This is a genomic window from Pseudomonas sp. CHM02, from assembly GCF_000612585.1.
In the GTDB taxonomy this organism is placed as follows: domain Bacteria; phylum Pseudomonadota; class Gammaproteobacteria; order Pseudomonadales; family Pseudomonadaceae; genus Aquipseudomonas.
Map to the genome: position 1 here is coordinate 20110 of NZ_JFCA01000041.1, position 18476 is coordinate 38585.

At 59.8% G+C, this 18476-nt stretch carries 23 protein-coding genes and 1 tRNA gene; 17 read left to right on the forward strand and 7 right to left on the reverse strand.

Features of this window, described 5'->3' with window-relative positions:
* Positions 1-12 precede the first annotated feature (12 nt).
* The 7 genes from BM70_RS0122710 to murB are packed head-to-tail and all read left to right on the forward strand — an operon-like array spanning position 13 to position 4534.
* Positions 13-648 (forward strand): MotA/TolQ/ExbB proton channel family protein, encoded by a 636-nt coding sequence (locus BM70_RS0122710; RefSeq protein ID WP_025858155.1) that lies wholly within the window; start codon positions 13-15, stop codon positions 646-648.
* Complete coding sequence (locus BM70_RS0122715) at positions 645-1073, forward strand: biopolymer transporter ExbD (RefSeq protein ID WP_025858156.1); 429 nt, start codon at positions 645-647, stop codon at positions 1071-1073. Before BM70_RS0122710 ends, BM70_RS0122715 begins: the two co-directional genes overlap by 4 nt.
* Positions 1073-2083 (forward strand): tetraacyldisaccharide 4'-kinase, encoded by a 1011-nt coding sequence (lpxK, locus tag BM70_RS0122720; protein ID WP_025858157.1) that lies wholly within the window; start codon positions 1073-1075, stop codon positions 2081-2083. Before BM70_RS0122715 ends, lpxK begins: the two co-directional genes overlap by 1 nt.
* 24 nt (positions 2084-2107) lie before the next feature.
* Positions 2108-2293 carry a Trm112 family protein gene (locus BM70_RS0122725; RefSeq protein ID WP_003174668.1) on the forward strand — a complete coding sequence of 62 codons (186 nt, stop codon included), beginning with the start codon at positions 2108-2110 and terminating at the stop codon, positions 2291-2293.
* Positions 2290-3054 carry a 3-deoxy-manno-octulosonate cytidylyltransferase gene (gene kdsB / locus BM70_RS0122730; protein ID WP_025858158.1) on the forward strand — a complete coding sequence of 255 codons (765 nt, stop codon included), beginning with the start codon at positions 2290-2292 and terminating at the stop codon, positions 3052-3054. The genes BM70_RS0122725 and kdsB overlap by 4 nt, the downstream gene beginning before the upstream one ends.
* On the forward strand, positions 3054-3518 hold the full coding sequence (locus BM70_RS0122735; protein ID WP_025858159.1) for a low molecular weight protein-tyrosine-phosphatase: 465 nt from the start codon (positions 3054-3056) through the stop codon (positions 3516-3518). Before kdsB ends, BM70_RS0122735 begins: the two co-directional genes overlap by 1 nt.
* Positions 3515-4534, forward strand: a complete 1020-nt coding sequence (gene murB, locus BM70_RS0122740) for a UDP-N-acetylmuramate dehydrogenase (RefSeq protein WP_025858160.1) — start codon at positions 3515-3517, stop codon at positions 4532-4534. The genes BM70_RS0122735 and murB overlap by 4 nt, the downstream gene beginning before the upstream one ends.
* A gap of 74 nt (positions 4535-4608) precedes the next feature.
* Here murB and BM70_RS0122745 read toward each other — a convergent pair whose 3' ends face one another.
* Positions 4609-5280 (reverse strand): Bax inhibitor-1/YccA family protein, encoded by a 672-nt coding sequence (locus BM70_RS0122745; protein WP_025858161.1) that lies wholly within the window; start codon positions 5278-5280, stop codon positions 4609-4611.
* Positions 5281-5432: 152 nt separating this feature from the next.
* On the opposite strand from BM70_RS0122745, the gene BM70_RS0122750 reads away from it, so the two are divergent.
* Positions 5433-5523, forward strand: a tRNA-Ser gene (locus tag BM70_RS0122750).
* 349 nt (positions 5524-5872) lie between these two features.
* Here the strand turns inward: BM70_RS0122750 and BM70_RS0122755 are convergent.
* Positions 5873-6541 carry an isochorismatase family protein gene (locus BM70_RS0122755; protein ID WP_025858162.1) on the reverse strand — a complete coding sequence of 223 codons (669 nt, stop codon included), beginning with the start codon at positions 6539-6541 and terminating at the stop codon, positions 5873-5875.
* 155 nt (positions 6542-6696) lie between these two features.
* Between BM70_RS0122755 and BM70_RS0122760 the strand changes: the two genes are divergently transcribed.
* Positions 6697-7062, forward strand: a complete 366-nt coding sequence (locus BM70_RS0122760; protein ID WP_025858163.1) for a helix-turn-helix domain-containing protein — start codon at positions 6697-6699, stop codon at positions 7060-7062.
* Positions 7063-7456: 394 nt separating this feature from the next.
* Here BM70_RS0122760 and BM70_RS0122765 read toward each other — a convergent pair whose 3' ends face one another.
* Complete coding sequence (locus BM70_RS0122765) at positions 7457-7843, reverse strand: DUF1090 family protein (RefSeq protein WP_025858164.1); 387 nt, start codon at positions 7841-7843, stop codon at positions 7457-7459.
* Positions 7844-8046: 203 nt separating this feature from the next.
* Complete coding sequence (locus BM70_RS0122770; RefSeq protein ID WP_025858165.1) at positions 8047-8910, reverse strand: diguanylate cyclase; 864 nt, start codon at positions 8908-8910, stop codon at positions 8047-8049.
* Positions 8911-9065: 155 nt separating this feature from the next.
* Between BM70_RS0122770 and BM70_RS33690 the strand changes: the two genes are divergently transcribed.
* The 5 genes from BM70_RS33690 to BM70_RS33695 all read left to right on the forward strand — a co-directional run bounded on the left by BM70_RS33690 (position 9066) and on the right by BM70_RS33695 (position 11673).
* Positions 9066-9197, forward strand: coding sequence for a hypothetical protein (locus tag BM70_RS33690; protein ID WP_256220936.1), 132 nt, complete (start codon positions 9066-9068; stop codon positions 9195-9197).
* Positions 9198-9222: 25 nt separating this feature from the next.
* Positions 9223-9525: a hypothetical protein gene (locus tag BM70_RS33165; protein WP_155952185.1), complete on the forward strand. Its 303-nt coding sequence runs from the start codon at positions 9223-9225 to the stop codon at positions 9523-9525.
* A gap of 187 nt (positions 9526-9712) precedes the next feature.
* Positions 9713-10426: a hypothetical protein gene (locus BM70_RS0122780; RefSeq protein ID WP_155952186.1), complete on the forward strand. Its 714-nt coding sequence runs from the start codon at positions 9713-9715 to the stop codon at positions 10424-10426.
* 179 nt (positions 10427-10605) lie between these two features.
* A complete protein-coding gene (locus BM70_RS0122785) occupies positions 10606-10869 on the forward strand; it encodes a hypothetical protein (protein WP_025858167.1) in 264 nt (87 codons plus the stop codon).
* Between the two features lie 276 nt (positions 10870-11145).
* The gene (locus tag BM70_RS33695; RefSeq protein ID WP_081782115.1) at positions 11146-11673 is read left to right on the forward strand and encodes a hypothetical protein; all 528 of its coding nucleotides are present in this window, start codon (positions 11146-11148) and stop codon (positions 11671-11673) included.
* Positions 11674-11733: 60 nt separating this feature from the next.
* Here the strand turns inward: BM70_RS33695 and BM70_RS0122795 are convergent, their stop codons facing one another.
* Together BM70_RS0122795 and BM70_RS33385 are read right to left on the reverse strand one after the other, a co-directional pair.
* Positions 11734-12360 carry a helix-turn-helix domain-containing protein gene (locus BM70_RS0122795; RefSeq protein ID WP_025858168.1) on the reverse strand — a complete coding sequence of 209 codons (627 nt, stop codon included), beginning with the start codon at positions 12358-12360 and terminating at the stop codon, positions 11734-11736.
* Between the two features lie 5 nt (positions 12361-12365).
* Positions 12366-12524 (reverse strand): hypothetical protein, encoded by a 159-nt coding sequence (locus tag BM70_RS33385; RefSeq protein WP_177326582.1) that lies wholly within the window; start codon positions 12522-12524, stop codon positions 12366-12368.
* A 223-nt stretch (positions 12525-12747) separates the two neighbouring features.
* Here BM70_RS33385 and BM70_RS0122805 point away from each other — a divergent pair, with 223 nt between their 5' ends.
* The 3 genes from BM70_RS0122805 to BM70_RS0122815 all read left to right on the forward strand — a co-directional run bounded on the left by BM70_RS0122805 (position 12748) and on the right by BM70_RS0122815 (position 16468).
* Positions 12748-14865 carry a TonB-dependent receptor domain-containing protein gene (locus BM70_RS0122805; protein WP_025858169.1) on the forward strand — a complete coding sequence of 706 codons (2118 nt, stop codon included), beginning with the start codon at positions 12748-12750 and terminating at the stop codon, positions 14863-14865.
* 131 nt (positions 14866-14996) lie between these two features.
* On the forward strand, positions 14997-15539 hold the full coding sequence (locus tag BM70_RS0122810; protein ID WP_025858170.1) for a sigma-70 family RNA polymerase sigma factor: 543 nt from the start codon (positions 14997-14999) through the stop codon (positions 15537-15539).
* Positions 15536-16468 carry a FecR family protein gene (locus BM70_RS0122815; protein WP_025858171.1) on the forward strand — a complete coding sequence of 311 codons (933 nt, stop codon included), beginning with the start codon at positions 15536-15538 and terminating at the stop codon, positions 16466-16468. The genes BM70_RS0122810 and BM70_RS0122815 overlap by 4 nt, the downstream gene beginning before the upstream one ends.
* On the opposite strand, the gene BM70_RS0122820 is transcribed toward BM70_RS0122815, so the two are convergent.
* A complete protein-coding gene (locus tag BM70_RS0122820) occupies positions 16465-18276 on the reverse strand; it encodes a sigma-54-dependent Fis family transcriptional regulator (protein ID WP_025858172.1) in 1812 nt (603 codons plus the stop codon). The genes BM70_RS0122815 and BM70_RS0122820 overlap by 4 nt on opposite strands.
* Positions 18277-18476: the final 200 nt, after the last annotated feature.

Here is an 18476-nt window from a genome sequence, read left to right on the forward strand (position 1 = left end):
GGGACATTCACTGTGTGGGAATTGGTCAAATCCGGCGGCTGGATGATGTTGCCGATCATCATGAGCTCTATCGCCGCACTCGGCATCGTCGCCGAACGCCTGTGGACCCTGCGCGCCAGCCGTGTCACCCCCGAGCATCTGCTGGGGCTGGTCTGGGGCTGGATCAAGAACAAGCAACTGGACAAGGAAAAGCTCAAGGAACTGCGCGCCAACTCCCCGTTGGGTGAAATCCTTGCCGCAGGCCTGGCCAACTCCAAGCATGGTCGCGAGATCATGAAAGAGTGCATCGAAGAGGCCGCCGCCCGCGTCATCCATGAGCTGGAACGCTACATCAATGCCCTCGGCACCATCGCCGCCATGGCGCCATTGCTCGGCTTGCTCGGTACCGTGCTGGGCATGATCGATATTTTCAGCTCATTCATGGGCTCCGGCATGACCACCAATGCGGCGGTGCTGGCCGGTGGTATCTCCAAGGCACTGATCACCACGGCGGCGGGCTTGATGGTGGGTATCCCTTCAGTGTTCTTCCACCGCTTCCTGCAACGCCGCATTGATGAACTGGTGGTCGGCATGGAGCAGGAAGCCATCAAGCTGGTGGAAGTGGTACAGGGCGACCGTGACGTGGACCTGGTTGGGGGCAAAGCGTGAAATTTCGCCGCAAGCAACGGGAAAATGTCGATATCAACCTCGCGTCGCTGATCGACGTGGTGTTTATCCTGCTGCTGTTTTTTGTCGTCACCACCACCTTCACCCGGCAAACCGAGCTGCGCGTCGACCTGCCGGAAGCCGTGAGCGGCTCGCCGGCCGAAGACCAGGAAGTCAAGCAACTGGACATCGCCATCAGCGCCGACGGGGTATTTTCGGTGAATAACCAATTGCTCGAGAAAAACGACCTCGCCAGCCTGATGGATGCCTTGCAGAAAGAGTCCGGCGGTGACACCAAGCTGCCGTTGTCCATCAGCGCCGATGGCAAGACCCAGCACCAGGCCGTGATCACTGCGATGGATGCCGCCGGCAAGCTCGGTTTCAGCCATCTGCGCATGACCACCGTCGAGGCGGCGAGCCAACCCTGATGGCCATGTCCGATCGTTTGCTCAAAGCCTGGTACGAGGGCCATCCGGCGCTCACGCTGTTGCGGCCGCTGGAATCTCTGTACCGCCGGGTGGTGCAGCACAAGCGCGCACGCTTCGTGGCGGGCGAGGGTGAGATCTATCAATCGCCGGTGCCGGTGGTGGTGGTCGGCAATATCACTGTGGGTGGCACAGGCAAGACGCCGTTGATCCTGTGGTTGATCGACCACTGCCGGCGCAGTGGCTTGCGCGTGGGCGTGGTCAGCCGCGGTTATGGCGCCAAGCCTGCGCAGTTTCCGTGGCGGGTCGAAGCCAGTCACAGCGCCGAGGTGGCGGGTGACGAGCCGTTGTTGATCGTGCAGCGCTGCGGCGTTCCGTTGATGATCGACCCCGATCGCAGCCGTGCGGTCAAGGCGCTGCTGGCCAGTGAACCCCTGGACCTGATCCTCTCCGACGACGGTCTGCAACACTACCGCCTGGCCCGTGACCTCGAGCTGGTGCTGATCGACGCGGCCCGTGGCCTGGGCAACCGTCGTTGCCTGCCGGCGGGGCCGTTGCGCGAACCGGTGGAGCGGCTGCAGAGTGTCGATGCGCTGCTGTACAACGGCGCCGCCAGCGACCGCGAGGACGGCTTTGCCTTTCGACTGCAGCCCACCGCACTGGTCAATCTAAAGACCGGCGAGCGCCAGCCGGTGAATCACTTTGCGCCGGGCCAGCAGGTGCATGCGGTCGCCGGCATCGGCAACCCGCAGCGTTTCTTCAACACTCTTGAAACGCTACACTGGCAGCCGATACCCCATGCGTTTGCCGACCACGCGCCGTACAGCGCAGAGGTCTTGAATTTTACCCCGTCATTGCCGCTGGTCATGACCGAGAAGGACGCGGTGAAGTGCCGCGCCTTTGCCCAGCCCGACTGGTGGTACCTTGCGGTGGATGCGTTGCCGTCGCCGGCGTTCGTCGCCTGGTTCGACACGCAACTGATGCGCCTGCTGCCTGCCCGTCTCTTGCCTTAAACCGCTTCTTTCCAGGAAACACTCATGGACACCAAACTGCTCGACATCCTCGCTTGCCCGATCTGCAAAGGCCCGCTCAAGCTCAGCGCCGACAAGACCGAGCTGATCAGCAAAGGCGCCGGCCTGGCTTACCCGATCCGTGACGGCATCCCGGTGATGCTCGAAAGCGAAGCCCGCACCCTGACCACCGATGAGCGCCTGGATAAATGACCACAGCCTTTACCGTTGTCATTCCCTCCCGCTACGCGTCGACCCGCCTGCCGGGCAAGCCGCTGCAATTGATCGGCGACAAGCCGATGATCCAGCGGGTATGGGAACAGGCCTGCAAAAGCCGCGCCGAGCGCGTGGTAGTCGCCACTGATGACCCGCGCATCATCGAAGCCTGCAAAAGCTTTGGCGCCGAGGCTGTGCTGACGCGGGAAGACCACAACTCCGGTACCGACCGTCTGGCCGAAGTCGCCACCCAACTCGGCCTGGCGCCTGACGCCATCGTGGTCAACGTGCAAGGTGATGAGCCGTTGATCCCGCCGAGCGTGATCGATCAGGTGGCTGCCAACCTGGCCGCCCATGGCGAAGCGCGCATGGCCACCCTGGCCGAGCCGATCGAAGACATCGAGACCCTGTTCAACCCGAACGTGGTGAAGGTGGTCAGCGACATCAACGGCCTGGCGCTGACGTTCAGTCGTTCGACCCTGCCATGGGCCCGCGACGCCTTTGCCAAGCAGCCTGACGTGTTGCCAGAAGGTGTGCCATACCGTCGCCATATCGGCATCTACGCCTACCGCGCCGGCTTCCTGCATGACTTCGTCAGTTGGGGCCCGTGCTGGCTGGAAAACACCGAATCCCTGGAGCAACTGCGGGCGCTGTGGCATGGCGTACGCATCCACGTGGGCGATGCGCTGGAAGCGCCGCCGGCCGGTGTCGATACCCCGGAAGACCTTGAGCGCGTCCGTCGCCTGCTGGGCGCCTGATGGAGGTTCTGTTTGTCTGCCTGGGCAATATCTGTCGTTCGCCCACCGCGGAAGGCGTACTGCGCCATAAATTGCGCGAAGCCGGGCTGGCGGGGCAGGTCGACGTAGCGTCCGCCGGTACCGGTGAATGGCATATCGGCAACCCGCCTGACCAACGCAGCCAGCGTGCGGCGTTGGTGCGTGGCTACGATCTGTCGGCCCAGCGTGCCCAGCAGGTCTCCCGCGCCGACTTTGCGCGCTATGACCTGATCCTGGCGATGGACCACAGCAACCTGCGCAACCTCAAGGCCATGCAGCCAAGCCAGGGCAAGGCGGAGCTGGACCTGTTCCTGCGCCGCTACGACGCCGAAGTGGACGAAGTGCCCGACCCGTACTACGAAGGTGAACAAGGCTTCGAACGGGTCCTGGACCTGATCGAACGTGCCTGTGATTTATTGGTGATCGAATTGAAGGGGCGGCTATGACCTTGCAGGTGCTTGCGCAGGTATCGCTCAAGCCATTCAACAGCTTTGGCATTGATGTGCGTGCCCAACTGTTCGCCGAGGCCCACAGTGACGATGACGTCCGTGAGGCTCTGGCCTATTCAGCCGCGCACGCGGTGCCGCTGCTGGTGATCGGCGGTGGCAGCAACCTGCTGCTGACCCAGGACATCCCGGCGCTGGTCCTGCGCATGGCCACCCGGGGCATCCGCGTACTGCACGATGACGGCACCCACGTGGTGGTCGAGGCCGAAGCGGGCGAAGCCTGGCACCCCTTTGTGCTGTGGACCCTGGAGCAGGGTTTCTGCGGCCTGGAAAACCTCAGCCTTATCCCTGGCACCGTCGGCGCAGCCCCCATGCAGAACATCGGCGCCTACGGTGTGGAGATCAAGGATGTGTTCGCCGGTCTGACGGCCCTGGATCGCCACACCGGCGAACTGCGCGACTTCAGCCTGGAAGAATGCAACTTCGCCTACCGCGACAGCCTGTTCAAGCACGAGACCGGACGCTGGCTGATCCTGCGGGTGCGCTTTGCCCTCAGCCGCGCCAGCCACCTCAAACTCGACTACGGCCCAGTACAGCAGCGCCTGGCGGGGCAGGGCATCACCGACGCGACACCGAGCGATGTCAGCCGTGCCATCTGCAGCATCCGTCGGGAAAAACTGCCGGACCCGGCAGAACTGGGCAATGCCGGGAGCTTCTTCAAGAACCCATTGGTATCCCAGGCGCTGGCGGCTGAGCTGCAAACGCTGTACCCGGACCTGGTCGCGTACCCGCAAACCGATGGGCAGATGAAGCTCGCAGCCGGCTGGCTGATCGACAAGGCCGGCTGGAAAGGCTTTCGTGACGGCGATGCCGGCGTGCACAAGTTGCAGGCGCTGGTGCTGGTCAACTATGGCGGTGCCTCGGGGCACGATATCGCCAATCTGGCCCGGCGTATCCAGCAGGACATTGCAGAGCGTTTCAAGGTCGATCTGGAAATGGAACCCAACCAGTACTGATCGGCTGCCTTTGATCACGTAAAAAAAAATGCCCCGTATCTTTCGATACGGGGCATTTTTTATTGCGCCAGCGATCAGTCGTCGCGGCTCATGATGCCGAAGATCTGCAACAGGCTGATAAACAGGTTGTAGATCGACACATACAGGCTGACGGTCGCCATAATGTAGTTACGCTCACCACCGTGGATGATAGCGCTGGTCTGGAACAGGATGCACACCGAGGAGAACAGCACAAAACCTGCGCTGATCGCCAGCTGCAGGCCGCTGATCTGGAAGAACATGCTTGCAACCACAGCCGCCAGCAACACGAAGAAGCCCGCGGTGATGAAGCCACCCAGGAAGCTCATGTCCTTGCGGGTGATCAGCACGTAGGCCGACAGACCACCAAACACCAGGGCCGTCATGGCAAACGCCGAGCTGACCACTTCCGCACCACCGGCCATGCCGAGGTAACGGTTGAGGATCGGGCCGAGGATAAAGCCCATGAAACCGGTCAAGGCAAACGCCGACACCAGGCCCCAGGCCGAGTCACGCAGCTTGTTGGTCAGGAAGAACAGACCATAGAAGCCGATCAGCACGACAAAGATATTCGGGTAGCCGACGCGCATCTGTTGAGCCACGAACGCCATCACGCCGCTGAATGCGAGGGTAAGGGCGAGCAAGCCATAGGTGTTGCGCAACACGCGGCTGACTTCAAGCTGCTCAGCCTGCGCGTTACCATTCACTGCGTAATTCTGTTCGCGCATGGCGACACTCCTTCGGTTTTGAAACGTTCAGTCGCAAAGATCATAACAGACGCTCTGTAACAAGCGATGGCGAGAGTTTGACAGTGTGTTTCATTCGGGTATTATGGCGCCCGCTGAGACGGGATAGGCTACTATAATCCTGTGATGCACAAGGGAAATTGGCAGAGTGGTTGAATGCACCGGTCTTGAAAACCGGCGGACGTTAATAGCGTCTCCAGGGTTCGAATCCCTGGTTTCCCGCCAAGATTCAAACGAAAGCCCCGCACATGCGGGGCTTTCGTGTTTCTGGGGGTAGGAGGCAGAACTGGGCAAGCGGCAGGAGTTCCTGAACTTTCGGTTATGAGTTCCGAAACTTTGCCTATTTGGAAGGCTTGGCGGTCGCGCCAGTTCCTCGGTAAACCTCCTGAGAGTGAACAGCGTAGCAGCAAGCGCTTGGTAACTGTTTCCAAAGTAACGATGCTGGAGCTGAAGTTATCTTAATCTGAGCTAATTAAGCAGGTTTCATACCTCACAAAACTCTCTCAACACCTTTACTTGCGGGATCTAAAAGAGGGCGCCGAAGCGTCCCTCTATTTTCAACCGTCACACGGATTTACTTGTATTTGTCTAGATTCGTCTCAGGACCGTCCTTAGCCACTGCCTGGGCTTTGCTATAGCTTTCCATAAGGCACTTGTATTCCGGACAAACATGCTCGGCAAGGATTTCAGCGAAACGCGAGCCTTCAGGACGGTTCCACGTTCGCATCAGCTCAGCAACTATAGCGAAAGTGTCTGTCGGAACTGCACCCGCCTGGGTGACACGTGCGATTGTGGTGTCGGTCGCCAACTTGCTCCAGTTGCCTGAAGCATCTACCACACAATAAACGTTGTAACCTTCTCGCACCGCACTTACAGCAGGAAAAGCCATGCAAACGCTGGTGAGAGTGCCGGCGATGATCAATGTTTTACGACCGGTCTTCTTGACCGCATCAACGAACAAAGGGTTGTCCCAGGTATTGATCTGTCCGGTGCGTGGCACGTATACCGCGTGGGGAGCATGCTGATGGATTTCTGGAATCAACGGGCCGTTGGGGCCATCCGGTACCGATGCGGTGGTGATCACTGGAATGTTCAGTAAGGTCGCGGTTTTCGCGATGGCTATTACGTAATTGCGAAGATCGGGAACGGGTACATCGCGCACGGTGTTGAATAGGCCGCTTTGGTGATCGATAAGAAGAATTACCGCATCGTCTGCATCCAGCATTCCATTGGTGCTCGCCATTTTGTTACCTCAGATGTCAAAATTTGGTGCTAGTGTTGTGCCAACAATTCAACGAGGGCACTTTATTCTTGCCCAAACAAATTAGGTCTTGCGTACTGAAATCGCAAGTACTTACATTCAGGATACTAGTTTCCTAAATGATACTGAGGCCTACCATGCCCGTTGCTAAAAAGAATGCAAGTTGTCCCGTAGAAACGACCCTGAAAGTCATAGGAGGAAAGTGGAAGGTAATGATCATTCACTTCCTGCTTGAAGACACACAACGGTTTGGTGAGCTGGCGAGAAATCTGGGGCGCATATCGCCGAAAACCCTTACCCAACAATTGCGTGAGCTGGAGGAAGACGGTGTGGTTATCCGCAAGGATTTTGGCGAAATTCCGCCTAGGGTCGAATATAGTATTTCCACGTTGGGCGTTACCCTTTCACCGATTTTGCACGCGATGGAAGATTGGGGCGCGTTTCTGGAGGCCAAGCAAAAGAAAACAAAAAGGACTTCACGCAATTCTGTTCCGTTGGGTTGATACCCGGGGAGTCGATGCACTTTTGTGTGTCTGGCATCCGATGACGCTTTCGGTTGAACGCCTGATCGTTTTCGCTCGTTTCAGGTGGATTCCGCAACTCAATCCAATCGTTGGTGAAGGGGAGCGCCGCGTCGATATTGAGGTATCAAGCGTGCCTGGCGACGAATGGATGGGGGCTGGGTATGCATCCGAAGCAGTCGGTGCGGTGTTGAATGGTTTCCGCGAAAAAATAACCGCCACTCAAATACTGGCCATCATCACTGAACCCAATGTCCGTTCCATGAGAACCGCCATGCGCATCGTGTTTCGACATGATCCGCTTGAAGATCTCACGGCCAGCTCTGCAGCGTTAAAAAAGCCCGCGATCGCGGGCCTTTCACATCGATTTTCCGGCTTACTTAAACAGGCCGCCAATGGCATTGATCGCGTCGGCTGCCTTATTCACGTTTTGTTGGTGCTGTGGGTTGGTGTCAACTTGTGCTTGGGCGTTGTAGCTGGAATTGCTGCAGCTTTTGTTTGTTTGTGTCAGGGCGGCTTGATAGGCGGTAGCGCGCAACGTATCGCCCTTGGCATTGGCGGCATTGATGTTTGCCTGCAAGTCCCGGACCTGTTGCTGGCAGGAGGAAGCGTTGTTGGAGTAACCGGTGTTGTTGGTGGTGGTGTTTGCTCCACCCAGAGCAGAAGAAAGAGCACCCGTCAGAGCACTCAAGTCAGCGGCTTGGACTGATAGGGAGATCAGGCTGAACAAAGCGGCGGATGGAGCGAGCTTGGAAAGACGCATGGCAAACCTCAATGTTTTATTGTCTGCACACGCGTGGCACCCGAGCTGGTGCAGAGCAATATCCGTATAAAGGTGGTGCTCGGTTGGGGCAAAATATTATTTGGTCAATTTTTGAGCTTCAATCTTCGTTTTCTATAAATGTGAATTCTTTCACGCTGTTCGTCGGCTGCGGGTCATGCAGCGCTTGACTCGACCTTCACTGATCACTCACTCGCAAACCGCTGCCGTTTCACCCGATACATCTCCCCATCCGCATGACTCAACAGCGTGTCCGCATCCTCCCCATCCCTCGGATAGAACGCCACGCCCACACTGCAGGACGGCATTTTCACCCCGCCAAACTCAGCCCCCAGTGGCTCAGCCATGACCGCGAGTATCTGCGCCACCTTGCCGGCAACCGCATCCGGCGACCGGATATCCGTGATCAGCACCGTGAATTCATCACCGCCCATCCGAGCGACCAGGTCGGTCTCGCGCACGCAGCGCTCCAGTCGTCGGGCAATCACGCAAAGCACGCGATCACCCATGGCATGGCCATGCACGTCGTTGATGCCCTTGAAGTCATTGATGTCCAGAAACAGCAACGCCAGGGTGTGGTTGTGACTTCGTGCGATGTGCAGGGCCTGATCCAGCCGGTCATTGAACAGCGATCGGTTGGTGAGTTCTGTCAGCGGATCATGATGGGCGAGGAAGCGTAGCTCCTCCTCGGCCTGGGTGAGCGCGGTCACGTCTCGTGCGACGCCGATTCGCGCGCCTACCTCTTCGGACCAGAAGGCCGCCCACAGGATGTGCACGACGCTGCCATCCTTGCGCAGATAACGATTGCGAAAGTCGACATGGGGTTGGCCATTCATGACCCGGACAATGGAGGCGCGGGTGCGCGCCAAGTCTTCCGGGTGCATGTAATGGGTGATCAGGGTGCCCGTCAGCTCTTCGGCACGGTAGCCGAGCAGTGCCTCACAGGCATCGCTTACGAAGACAATTACGTTATCACCGTCGACGACGAAGACCGTATCCAGCATCAAGTGGATCAGTTTGGGATAGAGCGCTTGCAGGTCGACAGGCATGGGGCATTGGGCGTCCGGTTCATATGGACCGATCATAGCCCGATCACGAAGGGAGGCGGCGAGGGTGGCTGCAAATTTTTAATGCCTTGTTCGCCGGCCCAACCCTGGTTGTTCCAAACAACGGGTGCGATCGGTGACATCTGGGGGGGACGGTGGTGTCGATCACCTCGTTATTGCTACTGGAGCCTGTGGTGATCTGGGCGCTGTTCCATGAAGTCCCCGGGCGCGGCGCATTGATCGGGTTTTGCCTGGGCGCCCTGGGCATGTTGGCCAGGGTCTTGCTGTAGCTGCACGTTCTGGCCCGGCAGAGGAATGTCGGGCCGGATTATCGGCAGGTTGCGGGCAATACCTCTCACCGCTGCAACGGCAGCCGATTTTCAAGGCAGTGATACGTTGCTCAGCAAAAAAGCTGCGCCACCGAAAGCAGGCAAATCATTTGAACAACCATTTGCGCTCGAATTGGATGTTTCATTGCCGTCACCCTCAAGTACAGTTGCTGGTCAGTATGCCGTGGGCGATGTAGACGAACACGCCAGGCCGTTCAACGGCTCAAATACCACCTGGATCGCCGACAACGCACGCAACTGTTGCAATCAGTATAGACCCTGGAAATAAATCTTCACGATGGGGCCTTTTCACCGCTCCCGGCGTGCCCTGCTGACAACTATCTCCCCACCTTCATCGCACTTTTTTGGATTTATCCGCTCTATCTCTGTCGCAGCCCCGCCGATTCCCGCGTGGGCAGATGAATTCAGACCGGGTGCCGATGGATCGCACGTTTCCTTGTTTCAACATTCGACGGATGCGCCAGCCCTTGCTGCTGGCCGCGGTGTTAATGCTCTGTGCCAGTGGTTGCAGCCAGCAACAGGGACGGGATATCGCCAAGCAGTTCAGCAATGGCAAGCCCGATGAGTTCTTTCAGACCAGTGTCGACCGCATGGCGACGCTGGGCATGCGCGACAACCTGCAAAGCCTGTATTTGCTGATGAACAAGCTCTATCTGCGTAACCCCAGCCAGTGGCGTCAGTCGGGTTACCCGGATGCGGTGAGCGCTGCCCGGGAGATTCGCCAGGCCATCGAGCAGCGGCGAACCCTGCCGGCGCTGGGGGAGCGTCGGGACCTGGTGGCCCTGAGTTATTCCTTGAGCCCGGAATTCAAAGGCGATCGGGTCGGGGCGTTTATCTATGCGATCGGCAGCATGATCGTGACCGCCCACGGTGGGCGCACTGAGTTCTATATCACCGATTCGATCAACCCGCAGTTCGTCAGCAATGCCGCGCGTAATATCGAGAAAGCCACCTGGCTGCTGAGCAAGCGTCAGGACGCCAATGGGGTGCTACTGCTGTTTTCCAACGAGATATCGGAGGAGGGCAGCAACCTCAGCTTTGCAGTGGAGTTCGGCAAGATCGTCGCGCGCCTCGACTTGCTGACCCAGATGCTCGATGAGCGTTACCGGCGTATAGGCCTCAACTACGCGCAGAGCTTGTTGCTGATGAATTTCCTGCCGGTGCAATGATCGTTTGACCGGTACGCGACAAACGTCAGCACGACCCGCAAGCGCTTGGCCCTCGTGAATGTTCGGTACGGTTATTCCCTTTCTTCTGTAGGAAGTTGCCTATCTTACCTCCCCCTGCTTGAAACACCCTGCGGTCCTCAATAGCCTCGGATTTTTCCGAAACATAGAGGCCTGCACCAATGGGTAAGCGAAAGACGGTTTGGCCTACTGATCGCGAAATACGTTTGCGTTTTATCCTCTTTGCCGTAATCGATGCGGCGAGTGTTCAGGGTGTTGCCTCCGAACTGTTACTGCCAGCGCACAAGCTGCTGCGTGACTCGCCAACCGAAGCGCAATTGCTCGAGGCGTTGGACGACATCCTGGCGGAGGAGGAAATGTACGGTTTCCGGCTGCCGCCAGGCTCGGAAGCGGAGGAACTGATGCAAGCGCTGGGCAAACCTTGAGGCGCGCTTCGGCCTGTTAGATCGTTTATTTCCATAAGATTGGTCGAGATTCCAGGATCGAATATCCATCGCGTCGATTTAGAGCGGGTAACGATCAATCGGGATGCAATAGCATCGAAATGACTGTCATCGCATCCATGGCAGCTGTTTTCTTCAGCTAAGCTTCCTTCCGAACATCCATTCCTGCTGCTCTGCCGCCGTCTTGCGCCGCCGTCTGGCGTCTCTAGAATCGGCCCCAGAACTTACTCATTTCCTGTCGATTACGGAGTTTCGAACATGATGAATGCAATGCAGATGCCGATGAACACCGCCATGCCAATGATGCCGATGATGGGCATGCCGATGATGATGGCCACCATGAAGTGCGAAATGGCTGCGGACGCCATGATGTGCACCATGAAGCCGGCTGCCGGCATGGACATGGCTCAGTTCAAGACCAACGCCGAAATGATGGCGATGATGATGAACTGTGGCATGCCGATGATGATGCAGTGCGCCAACATGTCGATGATGTGCATGTCGGCCGATGCCATGAAAATGATGACCGGCATGAACATGCCGATGATGCCGATGATGCCGATGATGCCGATGATGTCCATGGGCATGTCGATGCCAATGATGACCTGCATGATGGAATGCACCATGATGGGCGACAGCATGATGTGCAAAATGATGCCGATGCCCGGCATGAGCATGGACATGATGAAAAACTGCTGCATGCTGATGAACAAAATGATGAACGACTGCGCCATGCCGATGATGATGAGCTGCAACGGCATGCCGATGATGTGCTGCACCTGCTGATAGGTTCCGCACCCAAAAAAACGCCCCGACCATTCGGGGCGTTTTGCATTTCAATCCCGGTCAATCCAGGCGTTCGGGGTAGGTAATCACCAGAAACGCCACGGCCTCGCTGTCCGCCGGGTTGCGGTAGCGGTGGGGTTGGTCGGCGTAGAACAGGATCGAGTCGCCGGTTGAAAGCAGGTAGCGCTCGTCGTTGACGCTGACTTCCAGCACGCCTTGGGCCACCACCAGATTCTCCTGGATGCCGGGCCCGTGGCCTTCGGAAACTTCTTCGCCCAGCGCCCGCAGGCGGATCTCGTAGAACTCGGATTGGCGTGCGGTATCGTAGGGGAACAGCGCACGGCTGATAAACGCGCCATCGGCACTCACCAGGCGCTTGCTCTGTTGCGCCGGCAGCACTTCCACGCCCTCAAAGGCGCGGTCTTCCAGGAACGCCGCCACTGACACTTTCAAGCCCTTGGCAATCTTGCACAGCACCTTGATCGACGGCACGCTGCGCCCGGATTCGATCTGCGCCAGCATCGCCCGGCTCACGCCGCAGGCGCGTGCCAATCCATCCAGAGACAAGTGGCGTTTACTGCGCAGGCGTTGCAGGTTATGGGCGACGCACAGGCTGATCACATCGTCGTCGGTGCTGGGTTTGGGCAGGGGTTCAGGCGGTTCGGGGAGCACGTGCAGGAAGTTCATCGGCCTTACGCCCGGCGCGTATCGCTGGACGGGGCGGCCTGAGCGGTAAACACCGCCAGCCCGGCACGCGCTGCGTACATCGCCCACATCAGCTCGGCCGCTGCACGCGCTTGGCGGCGTTTGCGGTGGAGAGTGAAGTCGATGACGGTGGCGAATGTCTGCATGGGTGCGGTCTCGTGGTACGTGGGTGACTCAGTGGCTCCACAGTAATGCTTGGCGGTTATTTCTTTAAATACTGAGTTTGCATGTGTTAATTCGATTTTGGACTTAACAAATAATCCCGGTCCGACGCTGTTGTGGGAAGGGTCTGGTCCGTTAATAAGGAGTGACCTGGCGGGCGTCCCCGTCTTCCCACCTCGTGCCCCCCGAATTCCAAGGACCTGCCCCATGCTGTTGCGCCACCCTCCGTTCCTTCTTGCCGCCCTGACGTTCAGCTCGCTGGTGCACGCCGAAGACCTGCAATTGGCCCCGGTCGAAGTGACCAGCAGCGAGGCCAGCGCCAGCGAAGTGGCCCAGGCGCAACTCAAGAGCGTGCCCGGCGCTACCAACTACATCGACATGAACAGCGTGCAGCAGGGCCGGGTGAGCACCAACGAAGACGTGTTCAAGTACCAGCCCGGGGTGTACGCCAAGGCGGCGAATAACGAAGGGGTGAAACTCTCGATTCGTGGTTCGGGCCTGAACCGCAGCCCCGGCGCCCATGCGTCTGGCGTATACGAAATGTTCGACGGTCTGCCGCTGACCGGTCCTGGCGGCACCCCTTACGAGCTGAAAGACCCGTTGTGGCAAAGCCGGGTAGAGGTGCTGCGCGGCGCCAACGGTTTCGACCAGGGTGCCCTGGCCCTCGGCGGCGCGGTCAACTACGTGACCCGCACGGGCTACGATGCGCCCAAGCTGCAACTGCGCTATGAGGCGGGCAGCAAAGGCTACGCCCAGCGCGAGATCAGTTCCGGCCAGGTGTTGGGGGATGCCGACTATTACATCAGCCTCACCGACTCCGAATCCGACGGTTACCAGCACCAGAGCGCCGCCACCGGCAAGGGCGTGGCCGCCAACTTCGGCTATCGTTTCAACCCGGACCTGGAAACCCGCTTCTATTTCCGCTACCGCGAAACCACGAACGACACGCCGGGCAAACTCACGCGTTACCAGATCAGCCACGACCCACGCGCGGCTGCCAGCCTCAATGCCGACCGCGATTCCAAGCGCCTGCAACCGGGCTCCACCTGGATCGCCAACAAGACCACCTTGCAGCTGGATGACGATGCCCGGGTCGAACTCGGGCTGGCCTATCACGACTATCCGATGGACCTGCGTGAAGGCACCAACCGCCTGAAAGTCGCCTACACCGACATCAGCAGCACCCTCAACTACATCCGCCAGGACACGCTGTTCGGTCACGACAGCAAAACCACCCTCGGTCTGCGCACCACCCAGGCGATGCCCAACAACGGCGCCTCGGAATACGTGCGTACGCCGGCCGGCAACACTGCCCTCTACGCCCCCGGCACCAAGACCCGCGACTACAGCTACCTGGGCTCTGATACCGTGCTGCACATCGGCAACGACCTGGAACTGATTCCCGACCTGTGGCTGACCACCGGCCTGGCCGCGATCTACACCCGCCGCGAAACCCAGGTCACCTATCCCGAAGGCCAGGCACCGTTGAGCCAGCACGACTGGGACTACGCGCCGCGCATCGGCCTGCGCTATGACTTCACCCCGCAATTGCAGGTGTACGGCAACCTGAGCCGGTCGGTGGAGCCGCCGCATGCGTGGTCGATGATCTGGGGTTCGAACAAATACTTCCCCGCAGGCAGTGGAGCGGCCACCGGCTTGCAGCGCGAAGGCGTGAGCCTGAAAAACCAGACCGCCACCACCCTGGAGATCGGCGGCCGTGGCGAAGCCTGGCTCGGCCAATGGGACCTGGCGCTGTATCGCTCCGAAGTACGCCACGAGCTGCTCACCGTGGAAACCCAGGCGCAAACCTCCACCAGCAATGCCATCGTTGCCGAGTCCAACGCCAGCCCCACCTTGCACCAAGGCGTTGAGCTGAGCCTGCTCAGCCCGTTGTGGGACGGTGGCCGCAACGGCCAGGTCGCCCTGCGCCAGGCCTACACCTTCAGCGACTTCCACTACCGCGACGATGACCGTTTCGGCGACAACACCTTGCCGGGCATCCCCAAGCACTACTACCAGGCCCAAGTGCGCTACAGCCACCCGACGGGCTTCTACACCAGCCTCAATACCGAGTATTCCTCCAGGGTGGCAGTGGACTACGCAAACTCTTACTACGCTGCGTCCTACACCCTGCTCGGCGCGACCTTCGGTTACGACGCGCCCAAGCAAGACTGGCAAGCCTGGGTCGACCTGCGTAACCTGACCAACCGGCGCTATGCCAATACCGTCACGCCGGGTTACGACGACAAAGGCTTGGACGTCGCGCGCTCCACGCCGGCAGATGGCCGTGGCATCTACACCGGCGTGTCCTGGAGCTGGCGCTAAAGGAACGTAATTTTTAAAACACCTCCATTTCATTGGGTAGCTCCGACATAGGAGCGGCCCTTGCTCCTACAGCGATTTACTGGCATTGTTTGCGCAATTGGTAACACTTCCCATTTGAGATCTTTTTGCGCATGCATGACATTCCGGCCGCGCTGGGCGATTCCGTCCGGCAGCAGACCCTCACGGCGATGTACAGCGAGCACCACGGCTGGCTGCATGGTTGGCTGCGCAAGAAACTCGGCTGTTCCCAGCATGCCGCCGACCTGGCCCACGACGCGTTCATCCGTGTGCTGATGCTGGCCGAACCGCAAAATATCAAGGAGCCTCGCGCCTTCCTCGCCACCACGGCAGGGCGGCTATTGATCGACGGCGCCCGTCGTCGCCGCATCGAAAAAGCCTATATGGAAGCCCTGGCGATCCAGTGCGAGGACGCCGGCATGCCCGACCCGGCTGCGATTCATGTGGCGTTGCAAGCCTTGGAACGCATCGCCGAGATGCTTGCCGGGCTGCCTGCCAAGGCCCGCGAAGCGTTCCTGTTGAGTCGCCTCGATGGCCTGACCTACAGCGAGATCGCCACGCGCCTGGACGTGTCGGCCAGCACCGTGAAGAACTACATTTCCAGCGCCCTGGTGCACTGCTACCACAGCCTGCACCCGGCAGACCCACTGGTATGAGCACCGAACACATCATCCAGCAAGCGGCGCAGTGGTTGACCCGCCTGCACGACGAGGACGTCACCGATGCCGATCGCCTGGCGTTCAACGCCTGGTGCGAGGCCGACCCGCGTCACGCCGTGGCCATCGAACGCATGCGCGCCTTGTGGGGCAGCCTCGATACAGTGCCCGCGAAGCCCGCCCGCGTGGCCCTGAACCGCGCATTCGCACCGCGACGTCCGCGCGGCGTACAGGCGGTGGGCTTGCTCGGCGTGGTCTTGTGCGGCTGGCTGGGCTTGCAGCACCTGCCGATCTGGATGGCCGACCAGCGCACCGGCGTCGGTGAGCGCCGGCAGATCGCCCTCGAAGATGGCAGCCAGTTGCAGCTCAACAGCAACTCGGCGGTGGATGTGAAATTCGACGGCCATCAACGGGTGATCGAACTGCTGCAAGGCGAGCTCTGGGTGGAAGTGGCCAAGGATGCGCAACGGCCCTTCGTGGTCCGCACCGACCAGGGCACGGCCACGGCATTGGGCACGCGTTATCTGGTCAAGCGTGTGGCAGACGGCACCACGGTGGTCACGGTGATCGAGTCCAGCGTGGCCGTCAAAGGTGAAGCCAGTGATGGGGTCAAGGTTACGGCCGGGCAGCGTTCGGTCCTCGATCACGGTCGCGCGCAGCCGCCGCAAGCCGTCAACGACAGCGACCCCGATGCCTGGACCCGTGGCCTGCTCAAGGTCAACGACCAACCCCTGAGCGACGTGCTGCAAACGCTGGCCAGCTATCGCCACGGCCTGCTGCGCTTCGACCCCCAGGCCTTGCAGAACCTGCGGGTGTCCGGCGTGTTCAAGCTCGACGATACGGCAGCTGCGCTGTCGTCATTGGCCGATAACCTGCCGATCCAGGTGGAGTACTTCACCGACCTGCTGGTGGTGGTCAAGCCGCGCTAGGGCTGGCGCAGGCGCTTGTACAGGGTATTGCGGCTCACCCCCAGTTCGCGCGCCAGGTGGGAGATATTTCCACCGACGGCCTTGAGGCGCTGGTTCAGGTCGATGCTGTCATCCAGGTACTCACTGATGGGCTGCGGTGGTTCCACTTTCAAGTCGACAAAAAAATCATCCGGCAGATGCTCCGGGCGAATGGGCTGTTCTTCCGCCATCGCCAGCGCCACCTGCAACACGCTGCTCACCTGGCGCAGATTCCCCGGCCACGGGTGCTGTTCGAACAGTGCCAGTACTTCGGTGCTCAGGCCCGCCCATTGGGTCGGCTCACGGTGTTGCTGCCACAGCTGCTGGAACAGCGCCTGCTTGTCGGTGCGCTCGCGCAACGGCGGCAATTCCAGGGTCAGGCCGCCGATGCGGTAGTACAGATCCTCACGAAAACGCCCCGCTTGAACCAGCTCGCGCAGCGCGCGGTTGGTGGCCGAGATGATGCGCAGATCCACCGGGAACAATTCGCTGCTGCCCACCGGTTGCACGCAACGTTCCTGCAACACCCGAAGCAAGCGGGCCTGGGTCGGCAGCGGCATGTCGCCGATCTCGTCGAGAAACAGCGTGCCCTTGTCGGCCTTGCGGATCAGGCCGATGCTGCCTTTCTGATTGGCGCCGGTAAAGGCACCTTTTTCGTAGCCGAACAGTTCCGACTCCACCAGTTCGGCGGGAATCGCCGCGCAGTTCACTGCGATAAATGCCTTTTGGCTGCGCGAGCTGGCCTGGTGCAGGGCTTTGACGAACACTTCCTTGCCCACCCCGGTTTCACCGTGGATCAGCAGCGGAATATCCTTTTCCAGCAAGCGTTCGGCCTGGCGCACGGCTTTCTCCACGCGTACGTCGCCGAAATGCAGGGTCTTGAGGCCAATCGCGGTGGGCTTGGGCGGCGCCGGCTCAGTGAACACCCGCGCCTGCACCGGCGTTTGCCTGGGCCGCCTCAACAAGCACTGGAACCGGTTGCGTCCCGCGGCTTGCAGGGAGAAGGGCAGCCCTTCCGGCTGGTTCAACAACTCCAGCAGCGACACCTTGAACAAGCTGTCGATCATTACCCGCGACAGGCTGATGCCCAGCAGGTTGTCGGCACGCCGGTTGGCCGACAGCACCTGGCCGCTTTCATCAAAGATCAGCAGGCCGGCCCATTGGCTATCCAGGTTGCTCAGGCCGGTATTGAAGGTCAGTTGGAAGTGCTCGCCGCGAAACAGGTTGAGAATCAGCCGGTTCTCCACGGTCTGGCTCATCATCTTGACCATGCCCAGGGTGTGGGAGGGCGGCAGGTAGCTGTCGCTGGACACGTCCAGCACCGCGATGATCTCGCGCTGGGCATCGAAGATCGGCGCCGCCGAGCCGGTCATGAAACGGTTGGCCTTCAGGAAGTGTTCGTCGTGCTCGATGTGCACCGCCTGGGCACAGGCCAGTGCGGTGCCGATGGCATTGGTGCCGCTGGAGCGTTCCATCCAACTGGCGCCGGGGTTGAAACCACGGGCCAGCTTGGGCTCGATAAAGCGCTGGGTGCCCCAACTGGTCAGCACCTGGCCCTGATTGTCGGCCAGCATGATCAGGCAGTTGGAGTTGCTGAGGATGTTTTCGTAGTAGGGCAGCACTTCCTGGTGAGTGGTCTGCACCAGCGAGTGCTGGCTCTCCAGCAATTGGCTGATGCCCTCGGCGGGGAGCTGGTCGAAGCTGGGCGTGCTCTGGTGGTCCAGGCCGAAGGCGCGGCAACGGCGCCAGGATTCCTGGATAAGGGTGTCGTGAGCCAAGGGTTCGGCCATGTTGACCTTCTTTTTATTGTTATGGGGTCTTGCACTATTCAGCGGTTGAAACCGGATCAAACTGTGGGAGGCTGGCTTGTCGAGTCGTCGCACCGCTGCGATAGCGGTGGGTCAGCTTGCTCATTTGCTACGGGTACACCGCTATCGCAGGCAAGCCAGCTCCCACATTTAGTCTGTGTTAGGCATGAGAGTGTTGTTCA